Origin of the sequence: Streptomyces sp. CB01201 (assembly GCF_002803085.1) — a bacterium.
Lineage (GTDB): Bacteria > Actinomycetota > Actinomycetes > Streptomycetales > Streptomycetaceae > Streptomyces > Streptomyces hundungensis.
Map to the genome: position 1 here is coordinate 54,362 of NZ_NNBJ01000023.1, position 13,290 is coordinate 67,651.

Annotated in this window: 12 protein-coding genes; 8 read left to right on the forward strand and 4 right to left on the reverse strand. The window is 70.2% G+C overall.

Annotated elements, in window-relative coordinates:
* The first annotated feature begins 19 nt into the window (after positions 1–19).
* Positions 20–2,404 carry an NACHT domain-containing protein gene (locus tag CG740_RS34270; RefSeq protein ID WP_100579218.1) on the forward strand — a complete coding sequence of 795 codons (2,385 nt, stop codon included), beginning with the start codon at positions 20–22 and terminating at the stop codon, positions 2,402–2,404.
* Here CG740_RS34270 and CG740_RS39985 read toward each other — a convergent pair.
* Positions 2,371–3,060 (reverse strand): hypothetical protein, encoded by a 690-nt coding sequence (locus tag CG740_RS39985; protein WP_159030478.1) that lies wholly within the window; start codon positions 3,058–3,060, stop codon positions 2,371–2,373. The genes CG740_RS34270 and CG740_RS39985 overlap by 34 nt on opposite strands.
* Positions 3,061–3,559: 499 nt before the next feature.
* On the opposite strand from CG740_RS39985, the gene CG740_RS34275 reads away from it, so the two are divergent.
* Complete coding sequence (locus tag CG740_RS34275) at positions 3,560–3,970, forward strand: cysteine/serine endopeptidase inhibitor (protein ID WP_100579219.1); 411 nt, start codon at positions 3,560–3,562, stop codon at positions 3,968–3,970.
* A 156-nt stretch (positions 3,971–4,126) separates the two neighbouring features.
* Here CG740_RS34275 and CG740_RS34280 read toward each other — a convergent pair whose 3' ends face one another.
* Complete coding sequence (locus CG740_RS34280; protein WP_100579220.1) at positions 4,127–4,882, reverse strand: class I SAM-dependent methyltransferase; 756 nt, start codon at positions 4,880–4,882, stop codon at positions 4,127–4,129.
* 337 nt (positions 4,883–5,219) lie between these two features.
* On the opposite strand from CG740_RS34280, the gene CG740_RS34285 reads away from it, so the two are divergent.
* The 3 genes from CG740_RS34285 to CG740_RS34295 all read left to right on the forward strand — a co-directional run bounded on the left by CG740_RS34285 (position 5,220) and on the right by CG740_RS34295 (position 7,952).
* Positions 5,220–5,765, forward strand: coding sequence for a ferritin-like domain-containing protein (locus CG740_RS34285; RefSeq protein WP_100579221.1), 546 nt, complete (start codon positions 5,220–5,222; stop codon positions 5,763–5,765).
* Positions 5,766–5,916: 151 nt separating this feature from the next.
* Positions 5,917–6,894, forward strand: coding sequence for a patatin-like phospholipase family protein (locus tag CG740_RS34290; RefSeq protein WP_100579222.1), 978 nt, complete (start codon positions 5,917–5,919; stop codon positions 6,892–6,894).
* Positions 6,891–7,952, forward strand: coding sequence for a 1-acyl-sn-glycerol-3-phosphate acyltransferase (locus CG740_RS34295; protein ID WP_100579223.1), 1,062 nt, complete (start codon positions 6,891–6,893; stop codon positions 7,950–7,952). Before CG740_RS34290 ends, CG740_RS34295 begins: the two co-directional genes overlap by 4 nt.
* 116 nt (positions 7,953–8,068) lie before the next feature.
* Here CG740_RS34295 and CG740_RS34300 read toward each other — a convergent pair whose 3' ends face one another.
* Positions 8,069–9,097 carry a C40 family peptidase gene (locus tag CG740_RS34300; RefSeq protein ID WP_100579224.1) on the reverse strand — a complete coding sequence of 343 codons (1,029 nt, stop codon included), beginning with the start codon at positions 9,095–9,097 and terminating at the stop codon, positions 8,069–8,071.
* A gap of 380 nt (positions 9,098–9,477) precedes the next feature.
* Positions 9,478–9,846 carry a nuclear transport factor 2 family protein gene (locus CG740_RS34305; RefSeq protein WP_100579225.1) on the reverse strand — a complete coding sequence of 123 codons (369 nt, stop codon included), beginning with the start codon at positions 9,844–9,846 and terminating at the stop codon, positions 9,478–9,480.
* Between the two features lie 71 nt (positions 9,847–9,917).
* Between CG740_RS34305 and CG740_RS34310 the strand changes: the two genes are divergently transcribed.
* The 3 genes from CG740_RS34310 to CG740_RS34320 all read left to right on the forward strand — a co-directional run bounded on the left by CG740_RS34310 (position 9,918) and on the right by CG740_RS34320 (position 13,181).
* Positions 9,918–10,793 carry a LysR family transcriptional regulator gene (locus tag CG740_RS34310; protein WP_100579226.1) on the forward strand — a complete coding sequence of 292 codons (876 nt, stop codon included), beginning with the start codon at positions 9,918–9,920 and terminating at the stop codon, positions 10,791–10,793.
* Between the two features lie 264 nt (positions 10,794–11,057).
* The gene (locus CG740_RS34315) at positions 11,058–12,323 is read left to right on the forward strand and encodes an FAD-dependent oxidoreductase (protein WP_100579227.1); all 1,266 of its coding nucleotides are present in this window, start codon (positions 11,058–11,060) and stop codon (positions 12,321–12,323) included.
* A gap of 210 nt (positions 12,324–12,533) precedes the next feature.
* A complete protein-coding gene (locus CG740_RS34320) occupies positions 12,534–13,181 on the forward strand; it encodes a dihydrofolate reductase family protein (protein WP_100579228.1) in 648 nt (215 codons plus the stop codon).
* Positions 13,182–13,290: the final 109 nt, after the last annotated feature.

Here is a 13,290-nt window from a genome sequence, read left to right on the forward strand (position 1 = left end):
CGGGGGAAGGCCGAGACCCGTGAACAATGAGTTCAGCGCGCTGCTGAAGAAGCTTCGGCTTGAGGCGAACCTGACACAAGAGGCGCTGGCGGAGCGCGCCGGAGTGGGCGTCCGCACCATCCGTGGGCTGGAGACCGGCGAGCGCGCCGACCCGCGGATGACCACCGTGAGGCTCCTGGCGGACGCGCTCGACCTCAGCTCCGAGGGACGCGAACGGCTGCTGGCGGCTGCCGTCCGCCGGACCCCGGACGGCGACGGACCGGCGGAATCGGCCGTTCCATCCGACTCGCCCCTTGGATCGCTGCCAACTCCGCCGCCCGGGCCGTCCCTTCCGCTCGGCACGTCCGGGCCGACAGTGGGCGGCCCGCCGGGATCGCCGTTGCACCGAACCCTTACCGATGTCTGCGACCAGGTCGCGCAGACGGTGGCCGCCCGCTGGCAGCGCGAGGAGGAACAGCGGCAGGTCCACGATCCCTATCCGCTGCCGGTGCGCTGGCGTCCCGTCGCCGAGGAACTGACCGACCACTGGGCCAACATCCGCCGCCTGCCCCCGGGCAGCGGGCACCGCCCCCTGGATCTGAGCGGCCAGGTGGACGCGATCGTGGAGGTGTACCGGCGGATCCCGTCCGGACGGCTGGTGGTCCTTGGCCGCTCGGGCTCCGGCAAGACGATCCTGGCCGTGCGGTTCGTCCTGGACCAGCTGAAGGCCAGGGGCCTCGCCGATCCCGTACCGGTGATCTTCAGCATCGGCTCGTGGGACCCCACCGCCGCCGCGTTCCGGGACTGGCTCGCCTCGCAACTGACCCGCGATCACCCCGGCCTCGCCGCCCTGGGACCCGGCGGTACGAACCTGGCCGGCGCGCTCGTCGAGACCGGCCGCATCCTCCCTGTGCTGGACGGCTTCGACGAGATGGCCGACGGCCTGCGCCGCCCCGCGCTGGAAGCCCTCAACGCCACCACGCTGCCGCTGCTCCTGACGAGCCGTCCGGCCGAGTACGCCGCGGCGGTGGCCGAAACCGATGTCCTCACCTCTGCCGCCGCGGTCGAACTGTCCGATCTCACCCTGGAAGACCTGGCGGCCTACCTGCCCCGCACCACCCGTAAAGCCCGCGGCCAGAGCCCGTCGGAGACCGCATGGGAACCCGTCCTGAGCGAACTGCGCGAGCGGCCGCACGGTCCACCCGGCGCCAACCTCGCCGCGGTGCTGACCACTCCGCTGATGGTCACCCTCGCCCGCGCCGTCTACAGCGACACCCCGGGCAGCGACCCGGCAACGCTCCTCGACAGCAGCCGCTTCGGCACCCCTGAGGATCTGGAGGACCACCTCCTCGACAACTTCACCGCGGCCGCCTACCGCCCCCGACCCGGGCAGCGCCTCAGCGGCGGATCGCTGCGCACCTGGGACCCGGACCGCGCCCGGTACTGGCTCGGCTACCTGGCCCACCACTTGAACCGGCTGGACACGCCCGACCTGGAATGGTGGCGACTGGGCCACGGGCTGAGCCGTGGCACCCGCACCCTGGCGACCGCGCTGGTGATCTGCCTGGCCATCACGCTCGTCGACGGCCTGGCCGGCATCCCCTTCGACCCGCTCGCCTATCAGCTCGTGGACGGGCCGGTGGCGGGCCTTCTGGGCGGGCTCCTGTTCGGGCTCGCATACTGGCTGATGGTCGCGGCCAGGGACACCGCCGTGGAGCCCTCCGTCGTCCGCATGAGGTTGCGCGGCAGAGAGCGCGGAACACGCGGGCGCCCTCTTCGCCGGCTACTGACCGGGGTGCTCTGCGGATTGGTGTTCGGCTTCGGGTACGGCTTCGTACGCGGGACGGTCAACGGCGTCCTGTTCCACGCCCGCCTCGCCGACCTTCTGGCCGGCAGCCTCGGCGACGGCACCATCTACGGCCTGATATTCGCCCTCGCGGCCGGCCCCACCCTCGGTCTGCTCTCCCTCTTCGAAGCGCCGCTCGACCTCCGCTCGGCCGTCAATCCCCGCGGTCTGCTGCGGGCCAACGGTCGCACGGTCGCCACCCAACTCCTCGTCTGGGCGCCCACTTTCGGCCTCTTCGTCGGGCTCGGTTCCACGGTGGTGATCCGCGCCGCCGCGGTGGTCCTCGGCCCGGTCGTGTGGAACCTCACGGCCGCCCTCAAGCTCGGCGTCATCAGCGGGCTCGGTGGCGCCTTCGGCTACGTGTTCAGCCTGACCTCCTGGGGCCAGTGGACGGTCTTCTCACGGATCTGGCTGCCGATGACCGGCAGGCTCCCCTGGTCAGTCGTCTCCTTCCTCGAAGACGCCTACCAGCGAGGCGTACTGCGCCAAGCCGGCGCGGTCTACCAGTTCCGCCATGCCCGCCTCCAGCACCACCTGGCCCGCTCCTACCGGCCACCGCGCTCGGGTTCGGTGCGATAGGCCGCATCGCGCCCGCGAGCGCCGGTCCCGCGAGCACCGGCCCCGCGCGCGCCGGCCGTCGGCGTCGGCGTTGACGGCAATGATGTCGCGCGGTCGGCCCGTGGCGAACCGGCCTGCCGTCGCTTGGTCACAAGGGCGGCGCGAAGCTGCCGGGCCGCCGCATCGGGTGCCAGGCCGATGAGGTGGGCGGCTTCCTGATAGGTGTGTCCACCCAGAAGCGTCAAGCCCAGCAAGGCCTCCTGGGTTGTGCAGGCCGGTGGGGGCTGTACTGGCGGTGGCTGAGCGGCGGCGCCCGCCGACTCGTGCGTGCCGGGCCCGCCGCGCTCGGTGGGTGCGCGGGTGGGGGATCGAGGCCCGTCTGCGGGCGGACTGCACACCGCCTGCCACAGCCCGGCGGCCAGATGGCGACGCTGCGTGCGCGGGTCGCTTGCCAGGGCGCCGGGGCGGGTGCCCAGCTTGCTCATCGCCACGACGAACACGGCGTCCGCCGTGGAACCGTCCTGGCACAGGAGGTGGGCGAGCATGTACAGGGGGTGAGCATGGTCGTCGTACAGCGCGGCGAACTCGGTTGCCGTCCGCGGAACCCCATCACCGGCGGATGAGCTGGACCGGTTGCGCCGACGAGGGCCCATCGTGCTCGGGAGGATGTGGTTCATGATCCGCACCACCTGCGGCCGGAGGGATGGGGCGGCCGGGGGCTGGGGCGCTTGACTCCACCCTAGACCTTCCTGCCCCGAGCCGCTGAAACCGCTTCCCTCGCACGACGGATTCAGCCGCAGTGGCGGTTTTCCTCTGCTGCCCAGCCTGCTGCCGGGCCGAGCCGCCGACCCCGGACCGAGCCGCGCACCCCGAACCGAGCCGGACGCCCCGAGCCGGACGGTGCGGCTTCGTCCGTGTCGCGGGCACGGGGTGCACGGGGTGGGTGCATCGCGCCTTCTTCCGATCACGGGGGCGATTCCGGATCCGTCCGGCCGGTGAGGTCGCGTACGACGTCAATCGCGATCGGCGTGAGCGTCAACAGAGCCTGAAGTAAGGCGAGTTGACGCCACTCGCCGCATCGTCCCCTTGAAGGGGCGTGTCCTTGCCGACCATGCTCCCGCCGCATGAGAGCGCTCTCAAAAGGAGGGCGCCGCAACGGGAACGAGGCATCGCCCCATGAGATTGACGAGATGGAGTGGAGTCGTGGCCGCCGCGGTCATCGGTCTCGCGTTCGGCACCGGAACGGCGCACGCCGACATACCCATAGGCAAGTCGATGTCGGGAAAGGCCACGTATTACAACGACAAGGGTTACGGCGCCTGTGGCACGCTCATCGACGCGTCGAGCCAGGACCTGGTCGCCGTGTCGCCCGCCTGGTGGACCTCCGCGAACCCGAACAACGACCCGCTGTGCAAGGGCATTTCGGTCCAAGTGACCTACCAGGGCAAGACGATCAAGGTTCCGGTCCGGGACAAGTGTCTGTCCTGCGACGCGACCCACATCGACCTCAGCCAGACCGCGTTCCTCAAGTTCGCACCCCTGAACGTCGGTGTGATCAACGGAATCACCTGGAAATTCGTGAAGTAGCCCTACGCGCAAGGATGTTGAGCTCGTTCGGGGTGCCTCGACAGGGGCCCGCGTGACGTCGTTTCTGTGCGGCGGGCATCGGTCCGGGAGCATCGGTTTGGCCCGGTGCCCGCCGGTAGTCGAGGTGTGGTGCGTGCCCTGCGCTCTCCCGTACTCTCAGGCGGATGAGGCCTGTTCGGACGTTGTGGCGCCGGCCGGGGCGAGTACGAACCACCTCGACGGCACCTCGATGCGCAGCCCATCCGCCGTGTGTTCCGTGGTGATGAGGGGGAGGGTGCCCTCGGCCAGTACATCGAGACCGGCGTTCGTGAGCAGCTCCACCAGGCCGGTGTCGGAGACCTCGCCCGGCGCGATGCCGTGTGCGAAGACCGGGCGGAGCTTCGGCGGCGGGCCCTGCGGATTCCGGGCCAGATCCGTCAGCACGCGCTTCGCGCCTTCGGCGAGTTCCACCACGAAGGCCCGGCCCCGTTCGCCGAGGAGCTTGGCCACGGCGTCGGCGACCGGCTGGCGGTCGGCCGGGTCGCACTGGTGCAGGACGCCGCGCACGTACACGTTGGAGTCGCCGAGCCGGGCGTGGAGATCGCGGACGGGACGAGCGTCGGTGGCGTCCAGCTGCTCGAACCGGGCGGTACCGTCCGGGTCCTGGCTGCGGGCGCGCTCGACCGCGGTGTGTGAGAGGTCGACCCCGATGACGTCCGGATAGTGGGCCGCGAGGTACCTGGTCTGGGTGCCATTGCCGCAGCCGAGGTCCACCAGGGGCAGTTCGGGGTGTTCGATCCGGGCCGCAAAGTGGGCCAGATGGCGGGCAGAGGTGAGGGCCGGTTCCGCGTCCCAGAGCACCGCGCCCGTCGTGTCCGGCGCTTCGCGCCAGAAGCCTTCCCAGGCGTTCCGGTACTTGCTCGTCACGCTCATGATCGACTCCTCAGGCAGCACACAGTGTCATGCTCGGTGTACCGTCCGTACGCATCCCGTACAAGCACCCTCCGCATACCTTCACGCCGCGTTCGAGCAGCGGGGCCGTGATAAGGACCGTGATGGGGACAGGGGATCAGGTGGGGCGGGGTGACCCATGCGGGGGTGCGCGGGTGGCGACCGGCCGGGTAGAGGAATCGGGATAAGTGGGTATGGGTGTCAGGGCAGTGGTTCACGGAAGTGAAGCAACCGCGCTTCGGCGACCCGTGACCGATGACCCGAGAACGAAAACGCGAGAACGAAAACCCGAGAACGAAGACCTGGGAGCGATGTATCCATGGCCGAATTCCTGACCGACATCAAGACGATCCGGGACCGGGCGCGTCAGCAGATCGACCAGGGACCGGTGACCGATGCCTATGGCGCCGACCTCGAACGCGTGCTGCTCGTACTCAACGAGGCGCTCGCCACGGAGATCGTCTGCACGCTTCGGTACAAGCGGCACTACTACACGGCCTCGGGGCTGTACTCGGAGCCGGTCGCCGCGGAGTTCCTTGAGCACGCGCAGGAGGAGCAGCAGCACGCGGACAAGCTCGCGGAGCGCATCGTGCAGCTGGGCGGTGAGCCCGACTTCAACCCGGACACACTCACCTCGCGTTCCCACGCCGAGTACGACGCCAGCACCGACCTGATCGAGATGATCAAGGAGGACCTGGTCGCCGAGCGTGTCGCCGTGGCGTCGTACACCGAGATCGTTCAGTGGCTCGGCAACGGGGACGTGACCACCCGTCGGGTCTTCGAGGAGTTGCTGGCGCAGGAGGAGGAGCACGCGGACGACCTGCGCGGTCTCCTGGAGCGCATCCCGGGCGAGCGCCGCTCCTGATCGCGGGCATTGCGGGCGGGCGGTCCCGTCGTCGTGGCCCGGGGCGCCGAGGGCACGGCGGGGGCCCGCCCGCGGGCCCGCTGGCACAGCGCGCCACGGTGGGCTCGACCGGGGCGCGGATGGTGCGGCCGGGACGGGGCAGGTGCTGAGTATGGGCGACGATGCCGTGACACGGCGACACGATGGGCCGGGCACGGACTACCGCTGCGCATTCGTCCTGGGTGGAGGCGGGGCGCTCGGCGCCTACGAGGTCGGGATGCTCAAGGCACTGATCGAGGCCGGTATCCGCCCGGACCTGGTGGTCGGAACGTCCGTGGGCGCGATCAACGGAGCGGCGATCGCGGCCGAACCGACAGCCCGGGCCGTGGCGGAGCTGGGCGAACTGTGGGGGAGCCTGGGCCGCTCGGGCGTGTTCTCCGGATCGGTCCTCCAGCGCCTCCGGCTCGCCGCCCGCAACCGGACCCACGTCTACTCCTCCGCACCACTGCGCGAACTCCTGGAGACCTGGCTGCCGGCGAGGCGTATCGAGGACCTTGCCGTGCCCTTCCAGTGCGTTGCGGCGAGCATCGAGAGCGCCGCCGAGCACTGGTTCACCCAGGGGCCCCTGATCCCTGCGGTCATGGCCTCGTGCGCGGTCCCCGGGCTGCTGCCGCCGCTCGAAGTCGACGGCGAGCACTTCTTCGACGGCGGTCTGATCAACAGCATCCCCGTGGGCCGCGCGGTCGCCGCCGGCGCCCGCACCGTGTATGTGCTACAGGTCGGACGCGTCGAACGGCCTCTGCAAGTTCCCCGGGCGCCCTGGGAGGTGGCAGCCGTGGCCTTTGAGATCGCACGCCGCCACCGATTCACCCGAGACATGACCGACCTGCCCGAGGGCGTCGAGGTGCATCTGCTGCCCACGGGAGCGGCTTCCGGCAAGGGAGAGGACATCGCGGGCCGCAAGTTCCGGCACCGCGACTTCGGCCTTTCCGGGCGGCGGATGGAGATGGCCTACGAGGCGTCGGCCGCCTATCTGGAAGCAGCGGGGAAGCCTCGCAAGGACGAGGCCCGTACCGACAAGACCCGCACGGACAAGACCCGCACGGACGAGGCCCGCACCGACCAGGCCCGCACGGACGAAACGCCATGAGCCGTGCGGTCGGAGCGCGTGACGTGGCCAGACGATGCGTCACCGTGCCGCTGCTCGTCGCCCTGATTCCCGTCGCCGCGGTCCTGCTCCTCCTGACGGTGGTCCTCGCCCCGCTGACGCTGCTCGCCGGACGGTCCGGACGGCGCTGGCAGCCGCAACGCCTGGCCCTCTACCTCCTCGTGTACCTCGTCGCCGACCTTGCCGGGGTGCTCGCAGCGGGGGTCGCGCGGCTGCGCTGCCTGGATGGCGGCCGAGCCGCCGAGGAGCGTCTGGTGACGCTCACCTACCAGGTGCTGGCACGGCTGCTCGACTTCCTGGTCACATGCTCGGGGCGGATCTTCTCGGTGCGCGTGCAGGTCGACCCGCCGATCCCGGCGCGGACGGACCGGCCGCGCGACGGCATCGTGGTTTTCGCCCGCCATGCGGGCCCCGGGGACTCGATCCTGTTGGTGCACGGCCTCCTCTGCGGCGCGGGACTGCGTCCCCAGGTCGTCCTCAAGCAGTTCCTGCGCTGGGACCCGTGTCTCGACATCGTGCTCAGCCGCCTTCCGCACTGCTTCGTTCCGCACCGGGCCGAGACCGGATCCGAAACCTCGGACGCCATCGGCGCGTTGGCGGCCGCCCTGCACCCGGGGGAGGCGCTGGTGGTGTTCCCCGAGGGCGGCAACTTCACCGAGCGGCGCAGGCGGCGGGCCATCGGCTGGCTCAAACGCACCGGCCAGGCCGGACGTGCGGCTCGCGCCCGCCGCCAGCACCACGTGCTGCCGCCCAGGATGGAGGGCTCGCTCGCGGCCCTCTCCGGGGCGGCCGACGCCGGCGCGGAGGTCGTCTTCGTCGCGCACACCGGCCTCGACCAGATCGACTCACCGTCCCGACTGCTGCCGTCGATCCCCCTGCGCACGCCAGTACGCGCCACATGGTGGAGGGTGCCGGACCGCGCCATACCGACCGGACGAGAGGCCCGCGAGTCCTGGCTGACCGACCAGTGGTCGCGCGTGGACGCCTGGATCGCCCAGGAGTGGAGCGGCCCGGCCCCGACGCCACCCGCCGCGCCCTAGGCGCCGGAGACATCGCTGTTCCAGGCGGGTGGGTGTGCGCTCCCCGGCCTCCCCTCGGGCCGCTTGAAGGGTGGCCCGAGGAAGGCCGGGGTCGGAAGGGGTTGGGTAACGCCGGGTCAGATGCGCCGGGCTCCGTAGAAGCTCCCCAGATAGCTCATCTTCTCGTAGCGGACCGACGCACCGGGCTTTGGTGCGTGAAGCACCATGCCGTCGCCGGCGTAGAACCCGACATGCTGGAGGTTGTTGAAGAAGACCAGGTCACCGGGGGCCAGCTGGCTGAAGCTGACCGGGCTGCCCTCATTGATCTGGGTGTAGGTGACGCGGGATATGTGGACGTTCACCTGGCGGAAGCCCCACTGGGTCAGGCCCGAGCAGTCATAGGAGTCGGGGCCCTCGTGGCCGGACTGGTACGGCTTGCCTATCTGGGTGGCGGCTGCCTGCATCGCGGCGTAGCCACGCCCGGAAGCAGGCTTCTCCCGGCCCAGGTTGACGCGCTCGCCGGCACTGCGGCTGGCCCGCGTCTCCTCCTGCTTCAGCTCGGTGCGCTCGGCGGCGGTGAGGGTGTTGAGGAGCTTCTGGGCCTCGGCGAGCTTGCCCTGGTACGCCTTCTTGCGTTCACCGACCGTCTTGCGGACGTCGGCGAGTTCAGCGACCTTGCGGCCCGCCTCGACCCGCTTCTGCGCCAGCGCCCGCTGCTTCGACTGGACGGTTTGCAGCGCCTCTGCCTGCCGACCGCCCAGCTGGTCCATCGCGGACGCCTTGTCGAGATAGGTGTCCGGGTCGGCGGAGAGGAAGAGGGCGACGGCCGGGTCGATGCCGCCCGAGCGGTACTGGGCACTGGCGAGTGAACCGATGCCGGCGCGCAGGGCGTTGAGATCGGCCTGTCGGCGGGCCGCCTCCTCTTGCAGCGACGTCACTTCCTTCTGGAGGGCGGCCTGGTTCTCGTTGGCCCCGTTGTATTCGTCGGTCGCCTTTTCCGCTTGGTGGTAGAGCTCGTCGACCTTCGACTTCACCTCGTCCTTGCTCGGCTTGGCGGGCGCGGCCTCGGCGGCCTGAGAGCTGAGCGCCACGGCTGCTGCGGCAGTCGCCGTGAGGACGGTGACTCGGGCACGGCCCGCTTGTCTGGGACGGCGATGGGACCCCATGGGAGGCAGCTCCTTCTTCCTCAGAGCCGCCGAACTACCCTGCCATGGCGGCTTCTTCGCCGACACCCCGGCTGGGTGACTGGTCGCGCGAAGGTTTGAGAGATGACCTTAGTGACCAGGTTGTGATTCGCTCAAATTTCCGTGGGCAAAATTTGACCTTCAGGCCGCGGTGCTCGCGCGTGGCACATGGTAAGTGGCGTTCAGTGACGGTGTGATGCCTCAACGTCGTTGTGGAGAACCGGCGTTGAGGCGCGGTGTTGAGGCACGGCGTTGGGGCACGTTCGGGTGCGGTCGCGGTTCGTCGGCGCCCGTCGGGAGCTGCCATGGGCAGCATTCTTCGGGCGCCTTGGCCAACGGGCCCTCCGGGCCGTCCGTCCCGTTCAGCCCTTGCTCTCGAAGCCCGCCAGCAGTCCGCGAGGGTCGAAGGTCACCCGGATCCGGGCGATCCTCCCGCCCCGTACCTGCATCCAGTTCGCCGTCGGGGTGGGCGGCGCAACGCTCGTGTGCAGGTCGAACCAGGTGATTGCTTCATCACCTTCCGCCACTCGCACCTTCACGTCGATCTTCTCCAGCACCTGGCCGAGCCCCTTCAGCCCGGCCAGGGCCTCCTCCACGCCCGACGCCGTTCCGAGCGTCCCGACAAAGTCGACGTCCTCGGCCAGCAGTCCTCGCAGGCTCTCGAAATCGCCCGCCTCCCAGGCGGTGAAATAGGTCTCGGCAAGCTCTCGCGCGGTCTTCGTCGTCGTCATGACTCCATTTTCCGGCCCACCTCACCCATCCGTCCAACAGATAGTCGAGATAGCACCTATCATCACTGGATATGGAGATGCATCAGTTGCGCTACTTCGCCGCGATCATGGACGAGGGCACCTTCACCGCCGCCGCCCAGCGCCTGCACACCAGCCAGTCCGGTATCAGCACTCAAGTGGCCAAACTGGAAACGGAGTTGGGGCAGCGACTGCTCGACCGATCAGGCCGTCGCATCCGCCTCACCCCGGTCGGCGAAGCCGTGCTCCCTCTTGCGAAGAATGCGCTCGCCGCCGTCGAAGCGATCCAGCACACCGCCGCCGAGTTCGGCGACGCGGTCCGCGGCCGGGTCCGGCTCGGCATGATCATGGGCTGCGCGATCCCGCCCTTCCTCGACACGGTCGCAGACCTCGGCCGCAGCCACCCCGGGGTCGAACTCAGCCTGCACGAGGGCCACTCCAGCGAGCTCCAGGCCCAGGTCCTCTCCAGCGCCCTCGACCTGGCCCTGATCGCCTACGCGGGCGACGTCGCCCCGGGCCTTGAGGTGAGCATCGTCCTCGACGAGCCGATCGCCGCCCTCGTTCCGCCCGGACACCCCCTCGACCGGACGGGGCTGCGTCTCGCCGACCTCGGTGGCGAGAAGATCCTCTGCCTGTCTCCGGGCACCGGCATTCGCGCCGCCTACGAGGACTCCTGCCACCGGATCGGCCTCGACGCACGCGTGGACATCGACGCCAGTTCCCCGGCGACGTTGCTCCGCCTCGCCGAGCGGGGCGCCGGCGTCGTCGTGCTCAGCCCGTCCTCGACACGGGGCACCGGCCTGCGGACCGTCCCGCTCACCGATGCGGCCACCCACGCCCGGCTGGGGATCATCACTCGCCGAGGCCAGCACTCCCCAGCCGTACAGCTCCTGCGGACCAGGCTCGTCGCCGCACTGCGCGCCGGCTAGACATGCCCTGCGCCCTATCGCCCTCCCGCCCTGCCGCTGCCGAACTCGGCAGGGCGGCGCCGCACCTGGCGCGTGCTCGGCCTCATCCTGCGGATACCGCCAGGGCCGGGTCGGCGCACTGCGGGCACTGCTACCGTGTGTCCAGAATCAATGGAACGCGCGAAAAATCGCTCCTGAATGGTGTTTCTGAGCGGCGCCCCACGGTGTCAGTTCCCTTCCCGGAACCCAGTGCTTCCTTCGTGACCACAACGAAGGCAGAAGACTGTGCACCAGCACCGTGTCATCATCATCGGCGCCGGCCTCGGCGGCCTCACCCTCGCCCATGGGCTGCGCGCCCGCGGCTTCGACGTCGCCGTGTACGAGCGCGACCCGCACCCGGACCACCGCCCGCAGGGTTACCGCGTACAACTCGACGAACCCGGGCTCGCGGGTCTGGAAAGCTGCCTGCCGGAGCACCTCTTCCGGCTCGGCCTGGCGACCGCGGCCTCGCCGCCCGCCCGGGTCTCCGTCCGGGACCGCCACCTCGGCGTACTCGGGGACCGGCCCACCGCCCCCAGCCCGGACCCGTCCGGCAGCACGGACCGCCCCCATCGCTCGTACGCCTTCAACCGCCCAACTCTGCGCCAGATCCTGCTCTTCGGGCTGGAGAGCACCGTACGCTACGGCGCGGAACTGCTGAGCTGGGAGAGGCGGCAGGACGGGACGGTCGCCGCGCGGTTCACCGACGGCCGCAGCGCGAATGCCGACCTTCTGGTCGGCGCGGACGGTGTCGGATCGGCGGTGCGCGCACTGCTGCTCCCTCAGGCCCGGGTCGAGGATGCCGGGCTGCGCCTGATCTACGGGCGGATCCCGCTGCACCCGCGGGCCGCCCGCGCCGGGGAGGCGGGCCGGGCTGCCGAAGCCGACGGGAGCGCGGACGTACTGCCCCCGTGGGTGTTCGACAGCATCTTCACGGTGGTGACCGGAGGGCCGGGAAGCCCGCACGTCGGGTTCGGGCCCGTACGGTTCGACCGCCCTCCCGGCGAGGCCGGTCCGGCACACTCGCCGGCCGTCCCTCTCGCCCCCGTCGGCGACTACATCGCCTGCATGGTGGGAGCGCCGGCCGACCACCCGGACGTACCCCCGTTCCCCGAACTGCGCGGTCTCGGCGGCCCGGCCCTGCGCGAGCTGGCCGGGCGTCTGATGGGCGACGACTGGCACCCCGATGTGCACCGCCTCCTGGCGCATTGGGACCCCAGCTCGCTGTTCCCGCTGCGCGTTTCCACGGCTCGTCCCGTACCACCGTGGGAAGCGGGCCCCGTCACCCTGCTCGGGGACGCGATCCACGCCATGAGCCCGGTGCTGGCCATGGGCGCGAACACCGCGATCCGCGACGCCGCCGAGCTGACCCGGACCCTGGCCGTGGCCGCGGACTCCCGCACGCCGCTCGTGGACGCCGTACGCGCCTACGAGATCCGGATGACGGAGTACGCCTTCCCGATCGTGGCCGCCTCCCAGCGAACGGGCCGACAGCGGATCGGTCAGAAATAGGCGACCGGTCGGGCGGGGCACGCCTCGCCCGACCCACCCCGCCGACCCGCGGCGGCTGTACGGGACCGTGACCCCGCAATGCGGCTTTCAGCGTGTCCGTGGTGTCACAATCCTGGCCAGTCGTGGACACGGCGATGAGTTCTCGCTGCCTGAAGAGTCATTGCGTACCTGAGGTGTCACCTCGTCGTCACCGCCAATGCAGGAGGAAAGATGGCCCAGCTACTGAGAGTCCAGAACTTCACCATTTCGAGCGACGGTATCGGCGCCGGTGAGGGCCAAACGCTTGAGAACCCGTTCGGTCCCGGCATCGATCCCGCGAAACTGTTCACCTGGGCCGGAGCCACGGCCAGCTGGCCCATGCGGACCGACGGTGGCGGCAGTCGCGGCCTCGACGACTACCTGACGCGGGACTACGCCCGCAACATCGGCGCCGAGATCATGGGCCGCAACAAGTTCGGTCCCCAGCGCGGGCCCTGGCAGAACCACGAGTGGCGCGGCTGGTGGGGTGAGGAGCCCCCGTTCCACACCCCGGTGTTCGTCATGACCCACCATGAACGTCCGTCGATCACGCTTTCCGACACCACCTTCCACTTCGTCTCCGGCGATCCGGCAGCGATCCTGGAACAGGCGCGGGAAGCAGCGCAGGGCAAGGACGTCCGGCTCGGCGGCGGAGTCACCACCATCCGGCAGTTCCTCGACGCCGACCTGGTCGACACCATGCATGTCGTCGTGACACCCGCGAAGCTCGGATCCGGTCTCCGGCTCTGGGACGCGCCCGATGAGTTGCTCGACCGGTTCCACCTCGATGTTGTGCCCAGCCCGAGCGGTGTGACGCACCACCTGTTCTGGAGGAAGTGACACGAGCGCTCCCCGGCGTGCCGGGTTCCACGCCGCCAGAGCACCAGAACGGCCCGTTCCGCATTGCTCTGGATGCGGAACGGGCCGTGCTGTGGCGCGAGGTCCCACC

Bases quoted from the DNA above. Each gene is read 5' to 3' on its own strand.
- CG740_RS39985 (WP_159030478.1), bottom strand. From the start codon at position 3,060: ATGAACCACATCCTCCCGAGCACGATGGGCCCTCGTCGGCGCAACCGG.
- CG740_RS34275 (WP_100579219.1), top strand. From the start codon at position 3,560: ATGAGATTGACGAGATGGAGTGGAGTCGTGGCCGCCGCGGTCATCGGT.
- CG740_RS34280 (WP_100579220.1), bottom strand. From the start codon at position 4,882: ATGAGCGTGACGAGCAAGTACCGGAACGCCTGGGAAGGCTTCTGGCGC.
- CG740_RS34285 (WP_100579221.1), top strand. From the start codon at position 5,220: ATGGCCGAATTCCTGACCGACATCAAGACGATCCGGGACCGGGCGCGT.
- CG740_RS34290 (WP_100579222.1), top strand. From the start codon at position 5,917: ATGGGCGACGATGCCGTGACACGGCGACACGATGGGCCGGGCACGGAC.
- CG740_RS34295 (WP_100579223.1), top strand. From the start codon at position 6,891: ATGAGCCGTGCGGTCGGAGCGCGTGACGTGGCCAGACGATGCGTCACC.
- CG740_RS34300 (WP_100579224.1), bottom strand. From the start codon at position 9,097: ATGGGGTCCCATCGCCGTCCCAGACAAGCGGGCCGTGCCCGAGTCACC.
- CG740_RS34305 (WP_100579225.1), bottom strand. From the start codon at position 9,846: ATGACGACGACGAAGACCGCGCGAGAGCTTGCCGAGACCTATTTCACC.
- CG740_RS34310 (WP_100579226.1), top strand. From the start codon at position 9,918: ATGGAGATGCATCAGTTGCGCTACTTCGCCGCGATCATGGACGAGGGC.
- CG740_RS34320 (WP_100579228.1), top strand. From the start codon at position 12,534: ATGGCCCAGCTACTGAGAGTCCAGAACTTCACCATTTCGAGCGACGGT.